This is a genomic window from Myceligenerans crystallogenes, from assembly GCF_039529775.1.
Classification (GTDB): Bacteria; Actinomycetota; Actinomycetes; order Actinomycetales; family Cellulomonadaceae; genus Myceligenerans; species Myceligenerans crystallogenes.
Genome location: NZ_BAAANL010000003.1, coordinates 398,275 through 421,185, shown reverse-complemented (window position 1 = coordinate 421,185; position 22,911 = coordinate 398,275). Strand labels below are relative to the sequence as shown.

Below are 22,911 nucleotides of genomic sequence, written 5' to 3'. Positions count from 1 at the left end.
CGCCGGCCGCGCGGGCCGAGCAGCATCGCCGGTGTGCAGCGAAGTCTTCTCACCCTCACCGCCACGACGTTCGTCACGTGGACCGGCCAGCGGATCACCGCCGTCGCGCTCCCGCTCGTCGCCCTCGACCAGACCGGCGACGCCTGGACCACCGGCCTGGTCGGCGGGTTCGCCGGGCTGCCCCTGCTCACGTCGGCCTGGTGGGGACGGCCGTTCCGGCACCTGCTGACGTCCGGCCGTACGCTCGCGTTGCTGCTGCTGATCCAGGTGGGCGGCCTGATCCTGGTGCCGGCCGCGGCATCGGCCGACGCGGTGAACGCCGTCGTGCTGTGCGCGACGGGCCTGATCACGGGCGCGACGGGCGCGCTGCTCGCGCCCGCGCAGCGATCCCTCACGGCCGACCTCGCCGACGCCGCCGGCTCCGGTACGGGCCTCGGCGCCAGGTCGCTCGCCTGGCAGGACATGGCGCACCGCTCCTCGATGATCTTCGCGCCGCCGCTCGGCGCCTGGCTCCTCGTCCAGTGGGGCGCGGTCCCGCTCCTGTGGTGCGAGGCCGCCGCCGTCGGCCTCGCGGCGATCGCCCTGGCGACGGTCCCGCACGCCGGCACTCCGGACGACGACGTCGCAGGCGCACCGGCCACGGAGCCGGATCACGTCACGATCCGCGCGGTGCTGCGGGGCGACCGGGATCTTGCCGCGGGGCTCGTCCTGGCCGGGGTCGGCGGGATCACCTGGTTCGCGTTCCCGCTCGGGCTGGCGCTGCTGGGCGCGGAGCTGGCGAGACCAGGTCAGCTCATCGCCGCCGCGATGTCCGGGTACGGGCTCGCGACCGTCGGGATGTCGTTCGTGGTGCCGCTGGTCGTGACCCGGATTCCCCGGATGGTCGCGATCCGGGTCTCGTGGGCCGTGCTCGGCGTCTCGTTCCTGCTGTTCCCGCTCGCCGCCCCGGATCTCGTGGCGGTGACGGCGGTCGCGGCGCTCGGCGGGGTGACCATCCCGTTCGGGATCGCCGCGCTCAACGCCCTCGTCACCGAACGCGCCACCGGCGCGACCCGCCGCGCCGCGTTCACCGCGGAGACCGTGCTGCACAACGGCGGCGCGTCGGCCGGCCTCCTCGTCGGCGGCGCGATCATCGGCGCGTTCGGCGCCGCTCCGGTGCTGGTCGTGGCGGGCCTGATCCAGATCGCGGCGGTGGCCGTCGCGTCCCTGTGGCCGGGCCGCGGCGCGTCAGCGCGGGGCCGGTACCGCTCGCAGGCTGGTGATCTGGGCCGCGAGGTCCGTCAGGCGGGTCGAGGTACGGCCCAGTAGCTCGTTCAGGTCGATCGGTCCCGGGGCGATCGAGAACGCCGCCGCGATACCGGCCTCGCGGGTCTGGGCCGCGGGGAGCAGCACCTGACCCGCGATCACGACCACCGGCGGCCGCGCCGGGGACGCCGCCGCCAGCCGGGCCACGCCGTCGGCCACCTTGCCGCGCACGGACTGCGAGTCGAAGGACCCCTCGCCGGTGAACACCAGGTCCGCGTCCGCGAGCGCGGCGGGCAGCCCGATCGCCTCGGCGACCAGCAGCGCGCCCTGCTCGGTCTCGGCGCCGAGCAGCGCGACGAGGCCGGACGGCACGCCCCCGGCCGCGCCCGCGCCGGGCAGGTCGTGGGTGCGCACCCCGGTCGCGCGTTCCAGGACGCCGGCCCAGCGCACGAGCGCGGCGTCGAGGTACTCGGCGTCGCCCTCGCCCGCCCCCTTCTGGTGCCCGAAGACGTGGGCGGCGCCGTGCTCCCCCACGAGCGGGTTCGTGACGTCGACGGCGAGCCGCCAGCGGACCTCGCGGGCGCGCGGGTGCAGGCCGGCGAGGTCGAGGCTGCTGACGCGGGCCAGGCCCTCGCCGCCGTCGGGCACCTCGGCGCCGTCGTCGTCGAGCAGCCGAACGCCGAGGCCCGTGAGGATGCCCGCGCCGCCGTCGGTGGACGCGGATCCGCCGAGGCAGACGAGCACCTCGGCGACGCCCGCGTCGAGGACGGCACGGGCGACGGCGCCGGTGCCGCGGGTGCTCGCGTGCAGGGGCTGCGGCGTGACGTCGGCCACGTGCGGCAGGCCGCTCGCCTCGGCGAGCTCGACGACGCCGGTGCGGCCGTCGGGTGAGATCGCCCAGCGGGCCCGGCGGGGGCGGCCGATCGCGTCGACGGTGTCGATCACCTGCGCCTCGGCGCCCCACGCGGCGAGCAGCGCGTCGAGGGTGCCCTCGCCGCCGTCGGCCATGGGCAGGGACGTGACGACGGCGTCCGGGCGGGCTGCCCGGACGCCGTCCGCGATGCATGCCGCGACCTGGGCGGCCGAGAGACTTCCTTTGAACGAGTCGGGGGCGACGACCACGCGCATGGGGTTCACGCTCGGAATCGTATTGCGGGTACCTGACATCCCGCCCGAACAGTTCATGAACACGCCGCGTGACCTACGCCACCGGCGGGCGGACCCGCCGCCGGGTCAGGCCCCCGCCGCCTTCAGCCCCAGCGCATCGGCGACCTCCGCGCTGCGGAGCTCGCCCGCGTGCGTGCTGAGCCCCCTGGCCAGGGCCGGGTCGGCGGCGAGCGCCGCCTCCCATCCCTGGTCGGCGAGCCTGACGACGTACGGGAGCGTGGCGTTGGTCAGCGCGCGGGTGGAGGTCTGCGGGACGGCGCCGGGCATGTTCGCGACGCAGTAGTACAGCGCGTCGTGGACGGCGAAGGTGGGGTCGTCGTGCGTCGTCGGGCGCGAGCCCTCGAAGCATCCGCCCTGGTCGATGGCGATGTCCACGAAGACCACGCCGGGCCTGGCCGCCTTGACCATGTCGTCGGTGACGAGCTTGGGCGCGGCGGCGCCCGGGACGAGGACGGACCCGACCACCAGGTCGGCCCCCTCCACCTGCTCGGCGACCTCGTAGTGGGTGGAGTACCGGGTCTGGATCCGGCCGTCGAACCGGTGGTCGAGGGCGCGCAGGCGCGCCAGGGAGATGTCGAGGACGGTCACGTCGGCGCCCAGGCCGAGCGCGTTGGCGGCGGCGTGCTCGCCGGCGACGCCGCCGCCGATCACGACGACCTTCGCCTTCGGCGTGCCGGCCACGCCGCCCATGAGCACGCCGGCGCCGCCCGCGGAGCGCATCAGGTGGTAGCTGCCGGCCTGGATCGACAGGCGCCCGGCGACCTCGCTCATCGGGGCGAGCAGGGGCAGGGACCGGTCCGGGAGCTGGACGGTCTCGTAGGCGACGGCGGTGGTCCCGGCCGCGAGCAGGGCCTCGGTGCAGGGGCGCGACGCCGCCAGGTGCAGGTACGTGAACAGCACCTGCCCGGACCGGAGCCGGTGGTACTCCTGGGCGACCGGCTCCTTGACCTTGACGACCAGGTCGGAGTCGGCCCAGACCTCGTCGGCGGTGGCGAGGGTCGTGGCGCCCGCCAGGTGGTACGCCTCGTCGGTGAAGCCCGAGCCGGTGCCGGCTCCGGCCTGGACGAGGACCTGGTGGCCGCGGCGGACGAGCTCGTGGGCGCCGGCGGGGGTGATGCCGACGCGATACTCGTTGTTCTTGACCTCGGTGGGTGTTCCGATCTTCATGATCCGACGGTATTCCTGTGCCGGGCCCGCGGTCCAGGTGCTTTTCCGGGTGTTCAGCCGGGAACGCGCGAACGTTCCGGGACCGCCGCCTGCGCCGCGCGCAGCTTGTCCAGCAGGACGCGGAGCTCCGCCAGGTCGTCGGCGGACATCGCCGTGCCGACGTAGTGGGCGATCGAGTGCACGTGCTTGCGCCCGACCTCCTTCTGCGTGCTCACCCCCTCCCGCGTGAGCACCACGCGCACCCCGCGCCCGTCCTCCGGCGCGGACTCCCGCCGCACGAGCCCCTGCCGCTCCAGCCGGTCGACCAGCCGCGAGAGCGAGGACTGGGCCATGAGGATGTTCTCGTTCAGGTCCCGCAGCCGCATGGCCCCGCCTCCGGTGGACAGCGTGAACAGCACGTCGTACTCGCGCATGCTCAGGTCCCCCCAGATGTCGTCGGCCAGGAGCCTGCGCATCAGCGTCACCTGCGTGCGGAACAGCGACTCCCACGCCTCCGCGGCCTCCCTGGGTGTCGGGCCGGGCCGATCTGTGCCTGTCATCGAGTGTCTACTTCCCCTCCTGCCTGGGTTCGCACGCTACCGGACGACGGCTCAGATTTCCGCAGGAAGCGGCAATATGGCGCAAGTTTTCTCGCCGGGCGATGCCTCGCGGAAACGCTCGTCAGAGGGTGAAGTATCGGCGGCGGGGACGACGACGGCCCCGGCGGACCTCGGCGGGCTCCGGCGGCCCGGGAACCCGGGGCGGGATCAGCGGCCGAGCCGCCGCTCCCGCTGGGCGAAGTCGCGCAGCGCCCGCAGGAAGTCGACCCGCCGGAACGCGGGCCAGTACGCCTCGCAGAAGTAGTACTCGGAGTGCATCGACTGCCACATGAGGAACCCGCTCACGCGCTGCTCCCCCGAGGTCCGGATGACGAGCTCCGGATCCGGCTGCCCGCGCGTGTACAGGTGCTCGGTGATGTGCTCGACGTCGATCCGCTCGGCGAGGTCCGCGAGCGTCGCCCCGTTCTTCGCCTCCTCGGTGAGGTAGGACCGTACGGCGTCGGCGATCTCGTGCCGCCCGCCGTAACCGATCGCCACGTTCACCTGCAGCCCCTCGATGCCCGACGTCGCCGCCTGCGCCTTGCGCAGTTCCGCCGAGAGCCGCTCCGGGAGCAGGTCCAGCCGCCCGATCACGCGCAGCCGCCAGCGGCCGGAGTCCGCCAGGTCGCGCACCGCGTCCTCGATGATCTCGAGCAGGTTCTCCAGCTCGTCCGGCGAGCGCCGCAGGTTGTCCGTCGAGAGCATCCACAGGGTGACGACCTCGATCCCCAGGGGCTCGGCCCAGCCGAGCAGCTCCGCGATCTTGTCCGCGCCGCGCCGGTGCCCCGTGGCCGCCGTCTCCCCGAACGACTTGGCCCAGCGCCGGTTGCCGTCGAGCATCACGCCGATGTGCCGGGGCAGCGAGGCGCCGTCCAGACTCCGGGCCAGGCGGCGCTCGTACAGACTGTAGAGAGGGGTGGGCAGGCGCACGGGAAAACGCTACCGCGCCACGCCGCACGCATAGCACGACGGGTGGCGCCAAGCCGCCGCAGGATCTTCACACCCCCGCCGCCCCAGGCATAACTGAACCTACGTCAGGGTAAGTTACGCTTCCGTAGGTTAGGCGAGAGGAGCACGATGATCGACCGGATGAGCGACAAGCTCGACGACGTCCGCGGCAGTGTGTCCGGCGTCGTCCAGACCATCTCCGGCACCGTGTCGGACACGGTGGACCGGAAGATCAAGCCGCGCCTGCGCGGCTGGATCCACGCCGGGACGTTCCCCCTCGCGCTGGCCGCGAGCATCACGCTGGTCGCGCTGACGCCCGGGACCGGCGCCAAGTGGGCGGCGGCGGTGTTCGGGCTCACGGCCGCGCTGCTGTTCGGGACCAGCGCGGTCTACCACCGCGGCACCTGGTCGCCGCGCGCCGAGGCGATCCTGCGCCGCGCCGACCACGCCAACATCTTCCTCATCATCGCCGGCACCTACACGCCGCTCGCGGTCACCCTGCTGGACCGCCCGACCGCGACCGTCCTGCTGTCGATCGTCTGGGCCGGCGCCCTGGCGGGGCTGATCGGGCGGATCGTGTGGCTGAACGCGCCCCGCTGGGTCTACACGCCGATCTACGTCGCGCTCGGCTGGGTCGCCGTCGGCTACGTGAAGCCGTTCTGGGCGGCCGGCGGGCCCGCGGTGGTCTGGCTGGTCCTCGCCGGAGGCCTCGCCTACACGGCGGGCGCCGTCGTCTACGCGACGAAGAGGCCCGACCCGAGCCCGCGCTGGTTCGGCTTCCACGAGATCTTCCACGTCCTGACCGTCGTCGGCTTCGCCTGCCACGTCGTGGCGATCTACCTCGCCGCCCTCCGGGGGTGACGAATTCCGCGCGCGGCCCGCGCGAGTTGTGGAGCCGTCGAGCCGGGCCTACTGTCGCGGCGTGACACCCAGCACCCTCCCTTCCGTGACCGCGGACGACGTCCGCGCTGCCGCCACACTCCTGGACGGCGTCATCACCCGCACCCCCGTCGTCGAGAGCCGCGCGCTGTCCCAGCTCGCCGGCGCCGAGGTGGTCCTCAAGTGCGAGAACCTGCAGCGCGCGGGCTCGTTCAAGGTGCGCGGCGCCTACACGCGCCTGTCCCGCCTGACGCCCCGGGAGCGGGCCCGCGGCGTCGTCGCCGCCAGCGCCGGCAACCACGCGCAGGGCGTGGCCCTCGCCGCGAGCATGCTCGGGATCGACGCCCTCGTCTTCATGCCCGTCGACGCCCCGCTGCCCAAGCTGTCCGCCACCCGCGGCTACGGGGCCGAGGTGCGGCAGGTCGGCACCAGCGTCGACGAGGCGCTGGCCGCGGCCCGCGTCGAGGCCGCCCGCTCCGGCCGCATCCTCATCCACCCCTTCGACCACGCCGACATCGTGGCCGGTCAGGGCACCATCGGCCTGGAGATCCTGGAGCAGGTGCCCGACGTCGCCACGGTCCTCGTACCGCTCGGCGGCGGCGGTCTCGTCGCGGGGATCGCGGCGGTGCTGGCCGACGTCGCGCCGCACGTGCGGGTGATCGGGGTGCAGGCGGCGCAGGCCGCCGCGTACCCGGGATCGCTGCAGACGGGCCGCCCGACGGCGGTCACGCCGGGGCCCACCATGGCCGACGGCATCGCGGTGGGGACGCCGGGCCAGGTGCCGTTCGGGCTGGTCGCGGGGCACGGCGTCGAGGTGCGCACCGTGAGCGAGGAACTGCTGTCGCGGGGCCTGCTCATGGTCCTGGAGCGGAGCAAGCTCATGGTGGAACCCGCTGGAGCGGCCGCGGTGGCCGCGCTGCTGGCGGCGGCCCCGGGCGAGTTCCGCGGACCGGTCGTACCCGTGCTGAGCGGCGGCAACATCGACCCGCTCGTGCTGCTGCGGGTGGTGCGGCACGGCCTCGTGGCGGCGGGCCGCTACCTCCAGCTGCGGATCCGCGTCGCGGACCGGCCGGGCGCCCTCGCCCGCCTCGTCGACGCGGTCGCGGCGGCCGGCGCGAACATCGTCCAGGTGGAGCACTCGCGTACCGACGTCGAGCTCTCGGTCTCCGAGGTCCGCGTGGACATGCAGGTCGAGACGAAGAGCGCGGAGCACCGGACCGCCGTGGTCGAGCGCCTCCGCGCCGAGGGGTTCGACGTCGCGGTGTGACCTGCACGGGTCACACCGCGACGGGCGCCGGTCAGGCGGCGAACGGCTTGGCGTCGGTGATCTCGACGTCGATCGTCCGGCCGTTCGGGGCCTCGTAGCTGGTCTTGTCGCCGACCTTCTTGTCGACGATGGCCGCGCCGAGCGGGGACGTCGGGGAGAAGACGTCCATGTCCGTGTCGCCGGCCATCTCGCGGGAGCCCAGGAGGAAGGTCTCCTTGTCGCCGAACATCTCCACCGTCACGACCATGCCGGGCTGCACCGTGCCGTCGTCGGAGGGCCGGCCCACCTGGACGGTGCGCAGCTTCTCCGTGAGCTCCTTGATGCGGGCCTCGTTCTTGGCCTGCTCCTCACGGGCCGCGTGATAGCCGCCGTTCTCCTTGAGGTCGCCCTCGTCGCGCGCGGCGGCGATACGCTCGGTGATCTCAGCGCGATAGGGGCCGGAGAGACGTTCCAGCTCGGCCTTGAGCCGGTCGTACGCGTCCTGGGTGAGCCAGGTGACGGTCGTGTCGGTCACGGGGGCTCTCCTTTCGTGGTAGCTCGTTCGAGCGGCGGTACGGGAACGGGACAGCGCGCGAGACCCACCGAACGGGTGGACACGCACTGGCGTTGCTCCCGTTCAGCGGGTTTACAGCGTGTGTGAAACGACAATTCTATCAATGAACGGGCAGGCCGACGTCAAGCGGTTTCCGCGTGGTGGGCGGGCACCGAATTCCGCCGGGGCGTTCCGCCGAGAGCGAGCGGGCCCTACGGCGTGTCGGCGGGACGGCAGTTGTCGACGACGCCCGTGGTCGCCTCGCTGGTCGTGCGGACCTCGGCCGTGAGCCGCTGCGAGCCCGTGTCCGACGGCGCGACCCGGACGTCCAGGCTGCCCACCTCGGCGTAGTTCGGGGCGAGCGCCTTCACCGTGCACACCGCGGCGCCGCCCGGTGGCATCATCACGTCGAACGTGACGGTCACCTGCTCGGCGCTCTCGATCGAGAAGCCGATCTCCTGGTACTCGACGGGGTTGCGCTGCGCGTCGGACCAGGCGAACCAGGCGGCGACCAGGACCCCCGCGGCCAGCGCGGCGCCGATCGCCACGCGCGCCCCCGTCGTCAGCGGCCTGCGGCCGGACGGGTCCGCGCCACGTGCCGATCGGCCGTAGCGCTCGGCGAGGGGGTCGGTGCTCATGATGACATCATGGTGCATGTCCGCGGAGGGAATCGCCCCCGTGTGATCAACCAGGCAACCCCGAGAACAGCACAGCACCAGCCGATGCGGCCGGTCCAGGAGGTCCAGGTGTCAACAACCGAGCGCGAGCCGCTCCGCCTCATGGCGGTGCACGCGCATCCCGACGACGAGGCGAGCAAGGGAGCCGCGGCCACCGCGAAGTACGCGGCCGACGGCGTGGAGGTCCTCGTGGTGACCTGCACCGGCGGGGAACGAGGCGACATCCTCAACCCGTCGTTCACCCTCCCCGAGGGCCACGAGTTCGAGACCCTGGAGGGCCGGCTCGCGGTCCGCCGCCTGGAGATGGCCCGGTCCGCCGAGGCGCTCGGCGTGCGGCACGCGTGGCTGGGCTTCGTCGACTCGGGCCTGCCCGAGGGCGACCCGCTGCCGCCGCTGCCCGAGGGCTGCTTCGGGCTGGTGCCGCTCGAGGAGGCGTCCGAGCCGCTCGTGAAGCTGGTCCGGGAGTTCCGCCCGCACGTCATCACCACGTACGACCCGTCGGGCGGCTACCCGCACCCCGACCACATCAAGTGCCACGACGTCTCGGCCGAGGCGTTCGCCGCGGCGGGCGACCCGGAGCGCTACCCGGGCACCGGCGAACCGTGGGAGCCGCTGAAGCTCTACTACAACCACGGTTTCTCCATGGACCGCCTGCGCGCCGCGCACGAGGCGATGACTGCCGCGGGCCTGGAGTCGCCGTTCGGCGACTGGATCGAGTCCCGCGACGCCCGGGAGATCCCGGAGCGCCAGGTGACCACGCTGATCCCGGCCGCCGAGTACTTCGCCCACCGCGACGAGGCGCTGCGGGCGCACGCCTCGCAGATCGACCCGCAGGGCTTCTTCTTCGCGGTGCCCCGCGACCTCGAGGCCGACGTCTGGCCGTGGGAGGAGTACGAGCTCGCCGAGTCGCGCGTCCCGCTGCCGGAACGCGCCCCCGGGGAGCACGAGGACGACCTGTTCACCGGCGTGCGCGAGGCGCTGGCCCACCAGGGCGACGGCCGCGCGCCCGCCGGGGTGCCCGCGTGACCGCACTCGCGGGCGCCGTCGTCGCCGGGCAGGCTGCCGTCCGGGAGGCGCTGGCCGCGCCGGCCGTCCTGGCGGACGCCACCCCGTCGCCCGATCCCACCGGCGGCGTGCTGCGGCCCGGACTCGAGGCGACGGACATCACGCCGGGCCTGATCGGGTTCCTCGTGACGTTCGCCCTGGCCGTGGCGTGCGTGTTCCTGTTCCTGTCCCTGTCGCGCCACCTGCGCACGACGCGGCGCAACGCCGAGGAACAGGGCCTGGAGATCGAGCAGCGCAAGGGCATCGGGATCCGCTCGGCCGCGCCCGAGCCCGGCACCCCGGACGTCCCCCGTGACGCCGGCGCAGCCGGCACCGACGACGTCGGTGAAGCCGGCGACGTCGGTGAAGCCGGCGACGTCGGCACCCCCGGCAGCAAGGACGGTCCGGCATGACCGTCCGGGTCACCGTCGCCCAGCTCGTGGTGTCCGACGACGCCGCGGCGAACCGCGAGGTCGCCGGGGGCGCGTTCCGCGAAGCCGCCGCGAAGAAGTCCGATCTGCTGATCCTGCCGGAGTACTCCTCGGCCTACGACAGCCACGGCGTCGGCCCCGAGCACGCCGAACCGCTCGACGGGCCGTTCGTCACGGCGCTGCGCCGTCGTGCGGCGGACACCGGGATCGCCGTGATCGCGGGCACCACGCTGCCGGCGGGCGACCGCGCCTCGAACGCGCTCGTGGTGGTCGACGGCGCGGGCGACCTGGCCGGCGTCTACCGCAAGGTGCACCTCTACGACGCGTTCGGCACGCGGGAGTCGGACCGGCTGGAGCCGGGCCCGTCCGAGGCGGAGCCGGTCACCCTCCGCGTGGGCGACCTCACGTTCGGTGTGCTGACCTGCTACGACCTCCGGTTCCCGGAGTCGGCGCGCCGCGTGGTCGACGCCGGGGCCGACGTGCTCGTCTACCCGGCGGCCTGGATGGCCGGGCCGCTCAAGGCCGACCACTGGCGCACGCTGCTGCGGGCGCGCGCGATCGAGAACACCGCGATCGTGATCGGCGTCGGGATGGCGGGAGCGAGCGTCACCGGGCGTTCGCTGCTGGCCGGCCCGGACGGCGTCGTCGGCCTCGAACTGGGCGAGGGCCCGGAGATCCGCACGGCCGACCTGGACGCGGCGGGCATCGCGACGGCCCGCGAGACGAACCCGTCCCTCGCGAACCGCCGCTACGCGGTCACGCCCCGCCCCTGAGTCAGGACGAGCCCTCCGCCGGCTCCCTGTCCGCGTCGTCGGCCCTGCCGCCGCGGCGCGGCAGGGAGATCGGCGGGGCGTCCGGTGCGCGCCACCGGATGGGGAGCTTGTCGTCGTCGCCGAGCTCGGGGAACTTGTCGTGCCCGTTGAGGTAGAGCACCACGGTGTTGAGCAGGGCGGCGAGCGGCACCGCGAACAGCGCGCCGGCGATCCCGGCCACGAACGACCCGACCGCCACCGACAGGATCACCGCGACCGGGTGCAGCGACACGGCCTGGCCCATCAGGAACGGCTGCAGCACGTGGGCCTCGATCTGCTGCACGAGGATCACGATGCCCAGCATGATCAGCGCCGCGACCCAGCCCTGCGCCACGAGCACCACGACGGTCGCGACCACGCCGGACACGATCGCGCCGACCATCGGCACGAACGAGCTGATGAAGACGACGACGCCGATCGGGAGCGCGAGGGACGGCACGAAGAACAGCGCGCCCAGCCCGATCCCGACGGCGTCGACCGCGGCCACGAGCACCTGCGTGCGCGCGTAGGCGGACAGCGTGACGACGCCGCGCCGCCCCGCCTGGTGCACCTTGTCGCGCGCGGCCGCAGGCAGCAGGCCGACGACCCAGCCCCAGATGCCGCGCGGGTCGTGCAGGAAGAAGAACGCGCAGAACAGCGCGATCACGCCGCCGACCAGGAGGTTGCCCGCGGTGGACGCCGCGCCGAGCGCCCCGGCGATGATCGCGTCGCGCTGGCTCTCGACCTCGGCGAGCAGATCCTGCTGGTAATCCTGCAGGCGGAGGTTGAACCGCTCGTCCAGGAGCGCGGCCAGCTCGTTGAAACCCTCGACGACCTGCCCGGACAGATCCTGGAACCCGGTCGTGAGCTGCTGCCCGGCGAACGTCATCAGCGCGGCGACCGCGAGGATCAGGCCGACCAGCGAGACCCCGGACGCCACGCCGCGCGGGAAGCGGAGCCGCTCCTCGAGCACCTGCCGCAGCGGCGTCAGGATCACCGCCAGCAGCAACGCCACCGCCAGGGGCACCACGATCGACTGCAGCGTCCCGAGCAGCCAGCCGACCGCGCCGAGCCCGGCGCCGATCAGCAGGATGCGCCAGGACCACGACGCCGCCTCGCGGATGGGGCGCGGCACGCTCGTCGCGTCGTCCTGCCCGGCGGTCGTGACGGACGACGGCGACTGCGACGGTGACGGTGACGGTGACGCGGGCGTGCCGGACGTCACGCCCGGCGTCGTGCCCGGTGTCACCGGCACGCCACGATCCGGTACCGTCTCTCGGGCTGCGGCGGCGGACACGACGGGGGACTCGTTGTCACTCACATCCTCCAAGGTAGGCGATCCACGCCGGCACACCACCCCCGGCACACGCGGAGATCACAGGGAGCCGCCAGTTCCTGCACAGTCAGCGGTGCGCCGGCCGGGCCCGGAGCTGCCCCGGGAGGGTGAACCCGGGCGAGACGTCGGTCGATATCACGCATTTTCCTGTCATGAACCCCGAAGGTTTGCCATCCTGGACGAGTGTCCAATTCGTATGCGCTCCATTGCACCGAGGGTGACCTGACCCGGGTCGCCACGATCCTGCCGGGCCGGCGGTACACCGCCGAGGGCCCGCTGCTTTATCACGCCCGCGCCGCGCTGCGCGGACTCGGCTGGACCGTCCGCGTCGTGGAATGGACGGCGCCGCCGTCCCTCGACACGGCCCGCGAGTCCGCGACCCGCGTCCTGGACGGCCCGGACGCCCCCGATGACGCCACGACCCACCTCGTCGTGGCCAAGTCCCTCGGCACGGTCGCGATGCCGCTGGCCGCCAAGCTCCAGCTGCCCGGGGTCTGGCTCACCCCGCTGCTCACCGTCGCGGACGCGCCGGAGATCCGCGGCGCCGCGACCGGCCTGGCCGAGGACCACCTCATGATCGGGGGCGGCGCCGACCCGACCTGGGACCACGACTTCGTCGCGGGCCTGGGGACGGACTACGTCGAGGTCGCGGACGCGAACCACGCGCTGGAGGTTCCCGACGACTGGCGCCGCAACCTGGAGACCGTCGAGGACCTCACGGCGGAGATCGAGTACTTCGCGGCGAGCTTCGACGCCCGCTGACCCCGGCGGGGAAGCCGCCCGGAACAGCTCCCGAACCCCAGGCGTTGCTCCCGTAGGCTCCGTCGTCACCCGACGGCGCCAGGATCGCCAGGAGGTTCACCCATGTCGTTCTTCGATTCCCTGTTCGGGCAGCACAAGACCACGATGATCGCGCCGGAGGACGCCCTTCCCGGCCGCGAGTCGCCGGTGCTGGCCGCACCGCGCCCGCACGCGGTGCTCGGCGCGTCGGTCACCGGGCCGTACCCGCCCGGCACGCGGGTGCTCTACCTGGCGATGGGCTGCTTCTGGGGCGCCGAGGAGATCTTCTGGCAGCTGCCCGGCGTGGTCTCCACCGCCGTCGGCTACATGGGCGGGACGACGCCGAACCCCACGTACGAGGAGGTCTGCTCCGCGCGGACGGGCCACACCGAGACCGCGATGGTCGCCTACGACCCGGCGCGCGTCACCGAGGACGAGCTGCTCCGGATCTTCTGGGAGCGCCACGACCCCACCCAGGGCTTCCGTCAGGGCAACGACGTCGGCACCCAGTACCGCTCCGCGATCTACTGGACCGCTCCCGAGCAGGCGGACGCCGTCCGCCGCACGGCGGAGCGGTACGCCGAGGTGCTCGACGCCAAGGGCTACGACCCGATCACGACCGAGATGCTTCCGGCCGCCGAGGCCGGGCCGTTCTACCTCGCCGAGGACTACCACCAGCAGTACCTCTCGCCGTCGAAGAACCCCGACGGCTACCGCTGCCACGCCACGACGGGCGTCCCCTACCCCGACGCCGCCTGATCCCGGCGGACGCCGCGGGCCGGCGCGACGGCCAGGGGCCGCGGGCCGCGGCGGCGCCGCGGGCGGAGACGGCACGACGCCGTCGCCGCAGCCGGCGACAGCACGACGCCGGGGTGGCGGGTTCGGATCGAACCCGCCACCCCGGCGTCGTCTGCTACCGGTACCGATCCTCGGTGAGGATCAGGACACGCGGCGCTTGCGCAGGATCAGCAGCGTGGCGCCACCGCCCAGGAGGGCGAGGGCCAGCAGCGTGTAGCCGACCACGGGGCCGGCACCGGTCGCGGCCAGCTCGTCGTCGTCGTCGGCGACATCGCTGGGCTCGCTGCCCGGCTCGGAGGGCTCGGAACCGGGGACGGACGGCTCGGTGCTCGGCTCGGTGCCGGGCACCGAGGGCTCCGGGCTGGGCTCGACCGACGGCTCGGTGCTGGGCTCGGTCGACGGCTCGGTGCTGGGCTCGACCGACGGCTCCACGCTCGGCTCGACCGAGGGCTCCGGGCTGGGCTCGACCGAGGGCTCCTCGGACGGCTCGGGGGACGGGGCCGGCACGGTGATGACGCCGTAGTGGCTGATGCCCTTGCCCGTCGAGTGCGTGATGGTCACCTCGGCGGCGTCCGGGTCGACGTCGACGATCTCGACGCCCGCGCCGGAGTTCTCGGAACCGGCCTTCACGCAGTACTCGCTGATGAGCGTGCCCTCGGGGGCGGTGATCGTCACGGCGACAGCCTCGCCGTCCTCCCAGGTCACCTCACCGTCGGTGTCCTCGATGTCGACCTTCGCGTTCTCGTAACCGGGAACGTCCTTGCAGGTCTGATAGTCGGTGGCGGCGGCGGGGGCGGCGCCCAGGCCGACCGCCAGGAGCGCGACGGCTCCGAGGACGGTGATGCGCTTCATGGGGGTGCTCCTTCGACGGCTGTAGTCACGCCACACGCGCGTGATGGTCCGAAGGCTAGCTGCATTTCTCGGAAAGTCCAAAGTACGACGTTATCGAGATGCCACGGCAAGTCTCTTCTTACTCGGACTTTCCATTATTTCACCCACCCTGGGGGAAGGTAGTTCTGGGAGGCAACGACATAACGACACGTCCGGGGCGGCGACAAAAGCAAGTATATCGCCGCCCCGAATGTGTTCCTGCAGGTCAGGACTGCCGACGTCGGCGCAGCACGAGCAGTGCGGTGCCGATCCCGGCCAGCGCGAGGGCGATCAGGGTGTAGGCCACCTCGGGGCCGGCGCCGGTCATGGGCAGTTCGTCGTCGTCGACCGGCGGCGGAACGGTGCCGTCGTCCGGCTCGTCGCCGGGTTCGTCCGGCGGTTCCGGAGCCGGCGTCCCCGGCGGGGTCGGCTCCGCGCTCGGCGTCGCCGAAGGCGTGGGTGTCGCCGAAAGCGTGGGCGTCGCGCTCGGCGTCTCCGAGGGTGTCGGGGACGGCGTGGGTGACGGGGACGGAGCCGCGGCGAAGAACACCGTGTAATGGCTGATGTCTTTCCCGGACGAGTGCGTGATGGTCACCGACGTGGCCGGCGGGTCGACGGTCACCGTCTCGGCCCCGAGGTCCTGCTGCTCGGATCCCGCCTTGACGCAGTACCCGGTGATGACCTGGCCCTCGGGCGCGGTCACCGTGATCGAGGTCTTACTGCCGTTGACCTCGACCTTTCCCTCCTCCGGACAGTTCTCGGCGGCGTTCGCCGCGACGTTCGAGGAACTGAGGTTCGTACCGACCGACGCGGCGGCCGGGACGACTCCCAGACCCACCACCAAGAGCGCAGAGGCTCCCAGCACGGATATTCGGTTCATGGGGTCACTCCTTCAGGTCTTGTCACACCGAAGCGCGACCCTCTGAAAGTAAACCTCAATTGATATCACCGCGAGAGAAAGCGTGAATGTAGCGCGAGGATTACGTTTTCCTCCGTTTATTTCGGTCATTGCGGCCGGAAACCGGCCGCCCGCGGCGCGCCCCCGCACCGCCGCCCGGCTGCTTGCCCGCGGCGCGCCCGCCGCTCTTCCCCGGCGCGGAGCGCTCTTTCCGCCCGGACCCGGCCCGCCCGCCGTCGTCGTCGTCGTCGGACACCTGCGCGCTCCGGCCGCGGCCGCGCGAGCTGTTGACCGTGCGGCCGCGGACGATCCCGATCATCTCCTCGACGAGGTCGCCGGTGTCGCCGGCGGGCCAGACCAGGCCGACCGGGGCCCGCGGGCCGCCTTCGAGCGGGCGGTGCACGATGTCCTTGCGGTGGTGCAGCCGCGCGAGCGACAGGGGCAGCACGGTGACGCCCGAGCCGGACGCGACGATCGCGAGCGCGTCCGCCGCCGACGCCGGGCGCTCCAGCGGCACGCCGTCCGGGTCGGCGGGCACCGTCCCGGGCAGGCGCGGCGCGGGCGAGGTGCCCGGCGCCGGTTCGCCGGGACCCGCCCCGTCCGCCGGCTCGCGGGGCCCGCCCTGCCGGCCGTCCTGGGCGCCGGGCGCGTCCCGGTAGAGGACGTCGTCCTGCGGGAGCCAGAGCGGCTCGTCCGCGAGGTCCTCCGCGGTGACCGCCTCGCCCTCGTCCAGGGCCGCCAGCAGGTGGTCGCGGTGCAGGCAGACGACCGCCACCTCCTCGTACAGCGGGATGCGGGAGAAGACGTCGGTGTCCACGGGGAGCCGGGCGATCGCGGCGTCGGCGCGACCCTCCGTCAGGGCGGCGCGCACCTCCGCGGGCTCGACCACGACGAGTTCGAGCGCGACCTCGGGAAGCCGTTCGCGCCACACCCCCGCCCATTTCCCGGGGGTGGCACCGGGGACGTACGCCAGGCGAAAGGTCTCGGACACGTGGCCAGCATATTCTTGACCCATGGCAACACCCTTCTCCCAGCAGGTCATCAAACCGACGAACGCGGCCAAGCGACTCGGTGTCCACCTCCCGGCCACGCCGCAGGAGTTCCAGGAGAAGGGCCTGACCAGGGCCGAGCTCGACGAACTCGAGCAGAACCCGCCGGAGTGGCTCTCCGACCTGCGTCGCAACGGCCCGCACCCGCGGCCGGTCGTCGCGGGCCGGCTCGGCGTCTCGATCTCGGGCCTGACGCGCGCCGGGCTCACCGAGCCGCTGACCACCGAGCAGATCGACGAGCTCCGCGCGGACCCGCCGGAATGGCTGGTCCAGGAACGCGCGACGCACGCGCGGGTGCGCGCCGAGGAGGCGGCCGCGGAGCAGAAGGCGGCGAAGCGCCCCGGCGAGAAGCCCGCGAGGTAGTGCCCGCCGGCCCGGCGTCCGAGACCCTGGCGACCCTGGACGCTCTCCGCCCCTACCCCGGCGACAGCACCCGCGCCGACGGCCCCGTGGCCGTGGACGCCACCGATCGCCTGCTGCTCGACGCGGCCCGTGCCGCGATCGAGGCAGCCGGTCCCGGCGAGGTCGTCACGATCGGCGACCGCTTCGGCGCGCTCACGATCGGCGCGATCGGCCTGGGCGCACGCGACGTCCGGGTGCACCAGGATCCGGTCGACGCCGAGGCCGCCCTGCGCGCCAACGCGCTCGTCACGCACCGCTCGTCGTTCGGGCACCAGCCGCTCGGGCCGGAACTCCTGGCCGGAGCGCGCGTCGTCCTGCTCCAGCTCCCGAAGTCGGTCGCCGAGCTCTCGGAGATCGCCGAGCTGGTCGCCCGGCACGCGACCGACGACGCCGTGCTGTTCGCGGGCGGCCGCGTCAAGCACATGACGCACGCCATGAACGAGGTGCTGGCCACGGCCTTCGCCGAGGTCACCCCGTCGCTGGCCCGCCAGAAGTCCCGCCTGCTCGTCGCGCGCGGCCTCCGCCCCGAGGCCCGCGAGCGCCCGCTCACCTACCCGCTCCGCGAGACGATCGGCGGGGTCCCGGGTCTGGACGCCTCGCTGACCGTCGTCGCCCACGGCGGCGTCTTCGGCGGCACGAACCTCGACGGCGGTACGCGGCTCCTGCTGGAGCACTCCGGCCGCTGGCCGTCGCCGGGCGGCGTCGTACCGTTCGGCGCCGCCGGCATCCACGACGCTGGCATCCACGACGACGCCGCCGTGCCCGGCGCGCACCCGGCATCCTCCCCCGTGCCGACCGCGGTGGATCTGGGCTGCGGCAGCGGGATCCTGGCCGTCGCGCTGGCGCGCCGGGGCTTCGAGGTGGTGGCGACGGACCGCAGCGCGGCGGCCGTGGGGTCCGCCGCCGCGACGGCCGCGGCGAACGGCGTCGGGCATCTCGTCCGGGCCGTGCGCGACGACGCCGGGGCGTCGCTCCCGGACGCCTCGGCGGCCCTCGTGCTGCTCAACCCGCCGTTCCACGACCGCGCCGCGCTCGCGACCGACGCCGCGCACCGGATGTTCGAGACCGCCGGACGGATCCTGCGTCCGGGCGGCGAGCTGTGGACGGTGTTCAACTCCGCGCTGCGGTACCGGCCCGCGCTGGAGCGCGCCGTCGGCCCGACCGCCCAGATCGCGCGGGACCCGCGCTTCACGGTGACCCGCTCCGTCCGCACGAACGGCTGAAATCGCTCTCTCCCCTGGGGCGCAACACTCCCCCTACAATCCTGAGAGCGCTTTCAGCGATTCTACTTACTGACAGGTAATCACTGAACCGCTACTCTCAGCGGGATCAGCACCCGGGCAGCAGCCCGGGAAGCTCCAACCCAGAAGGGACTGTCGACGATGACATTCCGGTTCAACCGGGCACGCGGATGGGCGGGCGCAGGCCTCGCCACCGCCATGGTCCTGGGCGGCGGCGCCGCGGTCGCGGCGCTCCCGCGCGACACCGCGCCCGACGCCGCCGCGGCCGATCCTGACTTCGGCCCCAACGTCACCTTCATCGACTCCTCGTGGTCGACGCAGGAGATCAACGAGTTCCTGGAGTCCGTCAACGACGAGCCGGAGTTCAGCCGGAACCGCCACCAGGTGTTCTTCGAGCCCGGCGTCTACGGCAGCGCGGCCGGTCAGGACGACCCGGCCACCGCCGAGGGCATCGTCAACGCCGAGCTCGGCTACTACGAGTCCGTGGACGGCCTGGGCAAGCAGCCCGGCGACGTCCTGATCAACGGCGCGATCCATGTCGAACCGCACGTGGAGTGCCCCGACAGCCCGTGGGCCTGCCAGGGCCCCGGCTCCCTGACCCGGTTCTGGCGCTCGATGGGGAACCTCGGGTTCAACCCGATCCAGCGCCCCACCGCCGACGACGCCACGCGCCCCCACCCGATGGGCGTGGCCGAGCCGCACCAGATGCGGTTCGCCGTGTCGCAGGCCGCCCCGCTGCGGCGCGTCGACATCCAGGGCGACCTGACGGTGTTCGGCCGCTTCGGCGAGTACGCGTCGGGCGGCTTCCTGGCCAACTCCCGCGTGTCGGGCAAGATCTCCACCGGCTCGCAGCAGCAGTGGTACACCCGCAACAGCGAGGTCGGCACGTGGGACGGCGGCGTCTGGAACATGGTGTTCACGGGCGTCGAGGGCGCACCGGCCACCGACTTCGGGCAGCCTGCCGGGGCCGGCGTCGGCGTGCGGACGACGCTCGAGACCACCCCGGTCACGCGGGAGAAGCCGTTCCTGTACCGGGCCGGCGACGGCGCGCTGCGCGTCTTCGCGCCGAACGCCCGCACCGCGACGGCCGGCACTGACTGGGCGACGGATGCGGCCGCGGGCCGCTCGCTGACCCTGGACCAGTTCCACGTCGCCCAGGCGGGCACCGACACGGCGTCGTCCATCAACGACGCGCTCGCCGCGGGGAAGCACCTGCTCCTCACTCCGGGCGTCTACGAGCTCGACGAGCCGATCCAGGTCCGCCGGGCCGACACGGTCGTGCTCGGCCTGGGCTACGCGTCGCTGACGCCGACCGCGGGTAACACCGCCCTGACCACGGCCGACGTTCCCGGCATCCACATCGCCGGGATCACGGTCGACGCCAACGTGCCCGAGTCCGAGACCCTGGTCCAGATCGGCAAGCAGACCTCGGCGCACGGCCACGCTCACCACGGCAAGGGCAAGGACAAGGGCGGCAAGGGCCACGGCAAGGGCAAGAAGGCCAGGTCCGACGCCGCCGACCCGGTCACCCTGACCGACGTCTTCATCCGCGTGGGCGGCCCCTGGGAGGGCAAGGCCGTCACCTCCATCGAGGTGAACAGCGACGACGTCCTCCTGGACCACATCTGGGCGTGGCGCGCCGACCACGGCAACGGCGTCGCCTGGGACAAGAACACGGGCGCGCACGGCGTCGTCGTCAACGGCGACCGCGTCACCGCCACGGGCCTGTTCGTGGAGCACTACCAGGAGAACCAGACCGTCTGGAACGGCGAGGACGGCCGCACGCTCTTCTACCAGAGCGAGATCCCCTACGACCCGCCGAGCCAGGAGGCCTACATGGACGGTGACCGCAAGGGCTACGCCTCCTACCGCGTCGCCGACCATGTCGAGCGGCACGAGGCGATCGGCCTCGGCGTCTACTCGTACTTCTGGAACGGCGTCGACATCCGCGTCGAGTCGGCGATCCAGGCCCCGCGCACCGAGGGCGTCAGGTTCCGCTCGATGACCAGCGTCTTCCTCAACGGCTCGGGCGGCGTCAACCACGTCGTCAACGACACGGGCGCCCCGGCCGTGGGCAGCTTCGCCGCACCCCAGGTGGTGAGCTACCCGTAGGACAGCCGTACCGGTGACGGACGGCCCGCCCTCGCGGGCGGGCCGTCCGTCACCGCAGCATCACTGGACGCCCTGGACCTCGACCACGAAGACCAGCGTCGCCCCGCCCGGGATCCCGGCCTGCGGGACTCCCTGGGCCCCGTACCCGTGCTCCGGCGGGATCGAGAGCAGCACCTTGTCGCCCACGTTGCGGCCGACGAGGCCCTTGTCCCAGCCGCCGATCACCGCGCCCACGCCGATCGGGAAGTCGATCGTGGTGCCGCGGTCGTAGGAGTTGTCGAACACGCCGCCGCCCCAGGTCTGCCCCAGGTAGTGCACGACGATCGTGCGGCCGGCGTCGACGACGGGGCCGGAGCCCTCCTCGAGCACCTCGACCTGCAGACCCGCGGGCGCGGGGCCCTCGGGGAACGTCAGCGCCGGCTTGCCGCCGGCCTGCCACTCGACGGTGGGAAGCGTAGTCACGAGAATTGCCTCTCGGTCGGGTTGGCGCCGCGTCGCGGCGCCCGAACCGGTCCAGCCTACGTCCCTCGCGAAGTGCTCACCGTACGACGACGCCGCCCGCTTTCACAGCATTCTCACCCGCCCCATAAAGAAGGGTGACAACCGCCACCACGGTTTGTCCAAGTGGACAGGCGTGCGGAACGCTGTGATCCATGACGATGGATTCAACCGAGACCGCGGCACCGCAAGCGGTCCGGCGGCGCCCGCAGAAGCGTGCCGAGAAGGCCGGCCAGGGGCCGGTCAAGCTGCACACCTCGAGCGACGGCGCCTCACCACAGGCGTGGGACTGGCGGAGCAAGTTCCCGTCGATCGCCGACTACGGGTTCCTCTCCGACTGCGAGGTGAACGCTCTCATCGCGCCGAGCGGGGCCGTGGAGTGGATGTGCCTGCCCCGGCCGGACTCGCCGAGCATCTTCAGCGCGGTGCTCGACCGCGGGGCGGGCCGCTTCCGTCTGAGCCCGTACGGGGTGCGGGTGCCGGTGGCGCGCCGGTACATCCCCGGCACCCTCATCCTGGAGACCACCTGGCAGACCTCGACGGGGTGGCTGGTGGTCCGGGACGCGATGCTGATGGGTCCCTGGCACGACGTGTCGAAACGATCCAAGACCCACCGCAGGACCCCCACGGACAACGACGCCGAGCACATCCTGCTGCGCACGGTGAAGTGCGTGTCCGGCACCGTCGACCTCGAGGTGATGTGCGAGCCGCGCCCGAACTACGCGCGCAACGAGCCGATCTGGGAGTACGACAACAGCGGCTACTCGACCGTCACCGCACGTCTCGGCCGGTTCAACCCCGACATCAAGCTCACCTCCGACCTGCGGTTCGGCCTGGAGGGCCGGCGTGCCATCGCCCGCACCCGCATGACCGAGGGCACCACGCACTTCGTGGCGATGTCCTGGGGCAGCCAGCCCGCCCCGAAGGACTGGAACGAGGCCGTCGAGGCGATGTGGCGCACCGAGCAGTACTGGCGCGACTGGATCACCCAGGGCAAGTTCCCTGATCATCCCTGGCGCATCTACCTGCAGCGGTCCGCGCTCACGCTGAAGGGACTGACCTACTCCCCCACCGGCGCCCTCATCGCGGCCGCGACGACCTCGCTGCCCGAGACGCCCGGCGGCGAGCGGAACTGGGACTACCGGTACTCGTGGATCCGGGACTCGACGTTCGCGCTGTGGGGTTTGTACACGCTGGGACTGGACCGGGAGGCCAACGACTTCTTCTCGTTCATCCACGACGTCTGCCGCGACAACAAGCAGCTGCAGATCATGTACGGCGTGGGCGGCGAGGAGACGCTGGAGGAGGCCGAGCTCCCGCACCTGTCCGGCTACGAGGGGGCGCGCCCGGTCCGGATCGGCAACGGCGCGTACAACCAGAAGCAGCACGACGTCTGGGGCGCCGTCCTCGACTCCGTCTACCTGCACACCCGCTCGCGCGAGCAGCTGCCGGAATCGCTCTGGCCGATCCTCAAGCGGCAGGTCGAGGAGGCCGCCAAGCACTGGCACAAGCCGGACCGCGGCATCTGGGAGGTGCGCGGGGAACCGCAGCACTTCACGTCGTCGAAGCTGATGTGCTGGGTCGCGATGGACCGCGGGGCCAAGCTCGCGCGGATGTACGACGAGCACGACTACGCCGAGCAGTGGCAGAAGATCGCCGACGAGATCAAGGCCGACATCATGGCCAACGGCGTCGACGACCGCGGCGTGTTCACGCAGCGGTACGGCGACCCGGCGCTCGACGCCTCGCTGCTGCTCGTGCCGCTCCTGCGGTTCCTGCCGCCGGACCACGAGAGCGTCCGGGCGACCGTGCTGGCGATCGCCGACGAGCTCACCGAGGACGGGCTCGTGCTGCGCTACCGCACGGACGAGACCGACGACGGGCTCAAGGGCGAGGAGGGCACCTTCACCATCTGCTCGTTCTGGCTGGTGTCGGCCCTCGTGGAGATCGGTGAGGTGGCGCGCGCGAAGTCGCTGTGCGAGCGGCTCCTGTCGTTCGCGTCGTCGCTGAACCTCTACGCCGAGGAGATCGACCCGTCGTCGGGCCGCCACCTGGGGAACTTCCCGCAGGCGTTCACGCACCTCGCGCTGATCAACGCGGTCATGCACGTCATCCGCGCCGAGCAGGGCGACCAGACGGACCGTTTCGCGGACTCGTAGGTCCGGGGACGACGACGCCGCCGGGGACGGTCCGTGTGACCG

23 protein-coding genes are annotated in these 22,911 nt (G+C 72.8%); 12 read left to right on the top strand and 11 right to left on the bottom strand.

Annotated elements, in window-relative coordinates; all coding sequences use genetic code 11:
- Window positions 1-33: 33 nt before the first annotated feature.
- A complete protein-coding gene (locus ABD208_RS09485; RefSeq protein ID WP_344101922.1) occupies window positions 34-1,308 on the top strand; it encodes an MFS transporter in 1,275 nt (424 codons plus the stop codon).
- Here the strand turns inward: ABD208_RS09485 and ABD208_RS09480 are convergent.
- From ABD208_RS09480 to ABD208_RS09465, 4 genes are all read right to left on the bottom strand, one after another.
- A complete protein-coding gene (locus ABD208_RS09480) occupies window positions 1,228-2,373 on the bottom strand; it encodes a glycerate kinase (RefSeq protein ID WP_344102289.1) in 1,146 nt (381 codons plus the stop codon). The genes ABD208_RS09485 and ABD208_RS09480 overlap by 81 nt on opposite strands.
- 105 nt (window positions 2,374-2,478) lie before the next feature.
- Window positions 2,479-3,579 (bottom strand): alanine dehydrogenase, encoded by a 1,101-nt coding sequence (gene ald, locus ABD208_RS09475; RefSeq protein WP_344101920.1) that lies wholly within the window; start codon window positions 3,577-3,579, stop codon window positions 2,479-2,481.
- 53 nt (window positions 3,580-3,632) lie between these two features.
- A complete protein-coding gene (locus ABD208_RS09470; protein ID WP_344101918.1) occupies window positions 3,633-4,118 on the bottom strand; it encodes a MarR family winged helix-turn-helix transcriptional regulator in 486 nt (161 codons plus the stop codon).
- Between the two features lie 207 nt (window positions 4,119-4,325).
- The gene (locus ABD208_RS09465; protein ID WP_344101916.1) at window positions 4,326-5,087 is read right to left on the bottom strand and encodes an isoprenyl transferase; all 762 of its coding nucleotides are present in this window, start codon (window positions 5,085-5,087) and stop codon (window positions 4,326-4,328) included.
- A gap of 159 nt (window positions 5,088-5,246) precedes the next feature.
- On the opposite strand from ABD208_RS09465, the gene trhA reads away from it, so the two are divergent.
- Together trhA and ilvA are read left to right on the top strand one after the other, a co-directional pair.
- Window positions 5,247-5,966 (top strand): PAQR family membrane homeostasis protein TrhA, encoded by a 720-nt coding sequence (gene trhA, locus ABD208_RS09460; protein ID WP_344101913.1) that lies wholly within the window; start codon window positions 5,247-5,249, stop codon window positions 5,964-5,966.
- A 61-nt stretch (window positions 5,967-6,027) separates the two neighbouring features.
- Window positions 6,028-7,251 (top strand): threonine ammonia-lyase, encoded by a 1,224-nt coding sequence (ilvA, locus tag ABD208_RS09455; protein ID WP_344101911.1) that lies wholly within the window; start codon window positions 6,028-6,030, stop codon window positions 7,249-7,251.
- A gap of 31 nt (window positions 7,252-7,282) precedes the next feature.
- Here the strand turns inward: ilvA and greA are convergent, their stop codons facing one another.
- Both greA and ABD208_RS09445 read right to left on the bottom strand, forming a co-directional pair.
- Entirely contained in the window at window positions 7,283-7,765 is a 483-nt protein-coding gene (gene greA, locus ABD208_RS09450; RefSeq protein ID WP_344101909.1) for a transcription elongation factor GreA, read from the bottom strand.
- 230 nt (window positions 7,766-7,995) lie between these two features.
- Entirely contained in the window at window positions 7,996-8,421 is a 426-nt protein-coding gene (locus ABD208_RS09445) for a DUF4307 domain-containing protein (protein ID WP_344101907.1), read from the bottom strand.
- A gap of 84 nt (window positions 8,422-8,505) precedes the next feature.
- Here ABD208_RS09445 and mca point away from each other — a divergent pair, with 84 nt between their 5' ends.
- Genes mca through ABD208_RS09430 form a run of 3 tightly spaced genes read left to right on the top strand, consistent with a single transcriptional unit; the run spans window position 8,506 to window position 10,708 of the window.
- The gene (gene mca / locus ABD208_RS09440; RefSeq protein WP_425561086.1) at window positions 8,506-9,486 is read left to right on the top strand and encodes a mycothiol conjugate amidase Mca; all 981 of its coding nucleotides are present in this window, start codon (window positions 8,506-8,508) and stop codon (window positions 9,484-9,486) included.
- Window positions 9,483-9,917: a hypothetical protein gene (locus ABD208_RS09435; protein ID WP_344101905.1), complete on the top strand. Its 435-nt coding sequence runs from the start codon at window positions 9,483-9,485 to the stop codon at window positions 9,915-9,917. The genes mca and ABD208_RS09435 overlap by 4 nt, the downstream gene beginning before the upstream one ends.
- Window positions 9,914-10,708: a carbon-nitrogen hydrolase family protein gene (locus tag ABD208_RS09430; RefSeq protein WP_344101903.1), complete on the top strand. Its 795-nt coding sequence runs from the start codon at window positions 9,914-9,916 to the stop codon at window positions 10,706-10,708. Before ABD208_RS09435 ends, ABD208_RS09430 begins: the two co-directional genes overlap by 4 nt.
- A 1-nt stretch (window position 10,709) precedes the next feature.
- On the opposite strand, the gene ABD208_RS09425 is transcribed toward ABD208_RS09430, so the two are convergent.
- Window positions 10,710-12,047: an AI-2E family transporter gene (locus ABD208_RS09425; RefSeq protein WP_344101901.1), complete on the bottom strand. Its 1,338-nt coding sequence runs from the start codon at window positions 12,045-12,047 to the stop codon at window positions 10,710-10,712.
- A 198-nt stretch (window positions 12,048-12,245) separates the two neighbouring features.
- On the opposite strand from ABD208_RS09425, the gene ABD208_RS09420 reads away from it, so the two are divergent.
- Window positions 12,246-12,824 (top strand): hypothetical protein, encoded by a 579-nt coding sequence (locus ABD208_RS09420; RefSeq protein WP_344101899.1) that lies wholly within the window; start codon window positions 12,246-12,248, stop codon window positions 12,822-12,824.
- Between the two features lie 102 nt (window positions 12,825-12,926).
- Window positions 12,927-13,601, top strand: a complete 675-nt coding sequence (msrA, locus tag ABD208_RS09415) for a peptide-methionine (S)-S-oxide reductase MsrA (RefSeq protein ID WP_344101897.1) — start codon at window positions 12,927-12,929, stop codon at window positions 13,599-13,601.
- A 180-nt stretch (window positions 13,602-13,781) separates the two neighbouring features.
- Here msrA and ABD208_RS09410 read toward each other — a convergent pair whose 3' ends face one another.
- From ABD208_RS09410 to ABD208_RS09400, 3 genes are all read right to left on the bottom strand, one after another.
- Window positions 13,782-14,492: a hypothetical protein gene (locus ABD208_RS09410; protein WP_344101895.1), complete on the bottom strand. Its 711-nt coding sequence runs from the start codon at window positions 14,490-14,492 to the stop codon at window positions 13,782-13,784.
- A gap of 244 nt (window positions 14,493-14,736) precedes the next feature.
- Window positions 14,737-15,390, bottom strand: coding sequence for an LPXTG cell wall anchor domain-containing protein (locus ABD208_RS09405; protein WP_344101893.1), 654 nt, complete (start codon window positions 15,388-15,390; stop codon window positions 14,737-14,739).
- 100 nt (window positions 15,391-15,490) lie between these two features.
- Window positions 15,491-16,399: a LysR family transcriptional regulator substrate-binding protein gene (locus tag ABD208_RS09400; RefSeq protein WP_344101891.1), complete on the bottom strand. Its 909-nt coding sequence runs from the start codon at window positions 16,397-16,399 to the stop codon at window positions 15,491-15,493.
- Between the two features lie 22 nt (window positions 16,400-16,421).
- Between ABD208_RS09400 and ABD208_RS09395 the strand changes: the two genes are divergently transcribed.
- The 3 genes from ABD208_RS09395 to ABD208_RS09385 all read left to right on the top strand — a co-directional run bounded on the left by ABD208_RS09395 (window position 16,422) and on the right by ABD208_RS09385 (window position 20,212).
- Entirely contained in the window at window positions 16,422-16,820 is a 399-nt protein-coding gene (locus ABD208_RS09395; protein WP_344101888.1) for a DUF5997 family protein, read from the top strand.
- Window positions 16,820-18,082 carry a class I SAM-dependent methyltransferase gene (locus ABD208_RS09390; RefSeq protein WP_344101886.1) on the top strand — a complete coding sequence of 421 codons (1,263 nt, stop codon included), beginning with the start codon at window positions 16,820-16,822 and terminating at the stop codon, window positions 18,080-18,082. Before ABD208_RS09395 ends, ABD208_RS09390 begins: the two co-directional genes overlap by 1 nt.
- A gap of 159 nt (window positions 18,083-18,241) precedes the next feature.
- Window positions 18,242-20,212, top strand: a complete 1,971-nt coding sequence (locus ABD208_RS09385) for an adenylyl cyclase (protein ID WP_344101884.1) — start codon at window positions 18,242-18,244, stop codon at window positions 20,210-20,212.
- 60 nt (window positions 20,213-20,272) lie between these two features.
- Here ABD208_RS09385 and ABD208_RS09380 read toward each other — a convergent pair whose 3' ends face one another.
- Entirely contained in the window at window positions 20,273-20,674 is a 402-nt protein-coding gene (locus ABD208_RS09380) for an FKBP-type peptidyl-prolyl cis-trans isomerase (protein ID WP_344101882.1), read from the bottom strand.
- A gap of 191 nt (window positions 20,675-20,865) precedes the next feature.
- Here ABD208_RS09380 and ABD208_RS09375 point away from each other — a divergent pair, with 191 nt between their 5' ends.
- Window positions 20,866-22,869, top strand: a complete 2,004-nt coding sequence (locus tag ABD208_RS09375) for a glycoside hydrolase family 15 protein (protein WP_344101880.1) — start codon at window positions 20,866-20,868, stop codon at window positions 22,867-22,869.
- Window positions 22,870-22,911: the final 42 nt, after the last annotated feature.

Excerpts from the sequence above, each read along its gene's own strand:
- msrA (WP_344101897.1), top strand. The coding sequence starts at position 12,927 with ATGTCGTTCTTCGATTCCCTGTTCGGGCAGCACAAGACCACGATGATC.
- trhA (WP_344101913.1), top strand. The coding sequence starts at position 5,247 with ATGAGCGACAAGCTCGACGACGTCCGCGGCAGTGTGTCCGGCGTCGTC.
- ABD208_RS09470 (WP_344101918.1), bottom strand. The coding sequence starts at position 4,118 with ATGACAGGCACAGATCGGCCCGGCCCGACACCCAGGGAGGCCGCGGAG.
- ald (WP_344101920.1), bottom strand. The coding sequence starts at position 3,579 with ATGAAGATCGGAACACCCACCGAGGTCAAGAACAACGAGTATCGCGTC.
- ABD208_RS09405 (WP_344101893.1), bottom strand. The coding sequence starts at position 15,390 with ATGAACCGAATATCCGTGCTGGGAGCCTCTGCGCTCTTGGTGGTGGGT.
- ABD208_RS09445 (WP_344101907.1), bottom strand. The coding sequence starts at position 8,421 with ATGAGCACCGACCCCCTCGCCGAGCGCTACGGCCGATCGGCACGTGGC.
- ABD208_RS09410 (WP_344101895.1), bottom strand. The coding sequence starts at position 14,492 with ATGAAGCGCATCACCGTCCTCGGAGCCGTCGCGCTCCTGGCGGTCGGC.
- ABD208_RS09385 (WP_344101884.1), top strand. The coding sequence starts at position 18,242 with ATGACATTCCGGTTCAACCGGGCACGCGGATGGGCGGGCGCAGGCCTC.
- ABD208_RS09430 (WP_344101903.1), top strand. The coding sequence starts at position 9,914 with ATGACCGTCCGGGTCACCGTCGCCCAGCTCGTGGTGTCCGACGACGCC.
- ABD208_RS09395 (WP_344101888.1), top strand. The coding sequence starts at position 16,422 with ATGGCAACACCCTTCTCCCAGCAGGTCATCAAACCGACGAACGCGGCC.
- mca (WP_425561086.1), top strand. The coding sequence starts at position 8,506 with ATGCGGCCGGTCCAGGAGGTCCAGGTGTCAACAACCGAGCGCGAGCCG.
- ABD208_RS09375 (WP_344101880.1), top strand. The coding sequence starts at position 20,866 with ATGACGATGGATTCAACCGAGACCGCGGCACCGCAAGCGGTCCGGCGG.
- ABD208_RS09480 (WP_344102289.1), bottom strand. The coding sequence starts at position 2,373 with ATGCGCGTGGTCGTCGCCCCCGACTCGTTCAAAGGAAGTCTCTCGGCC.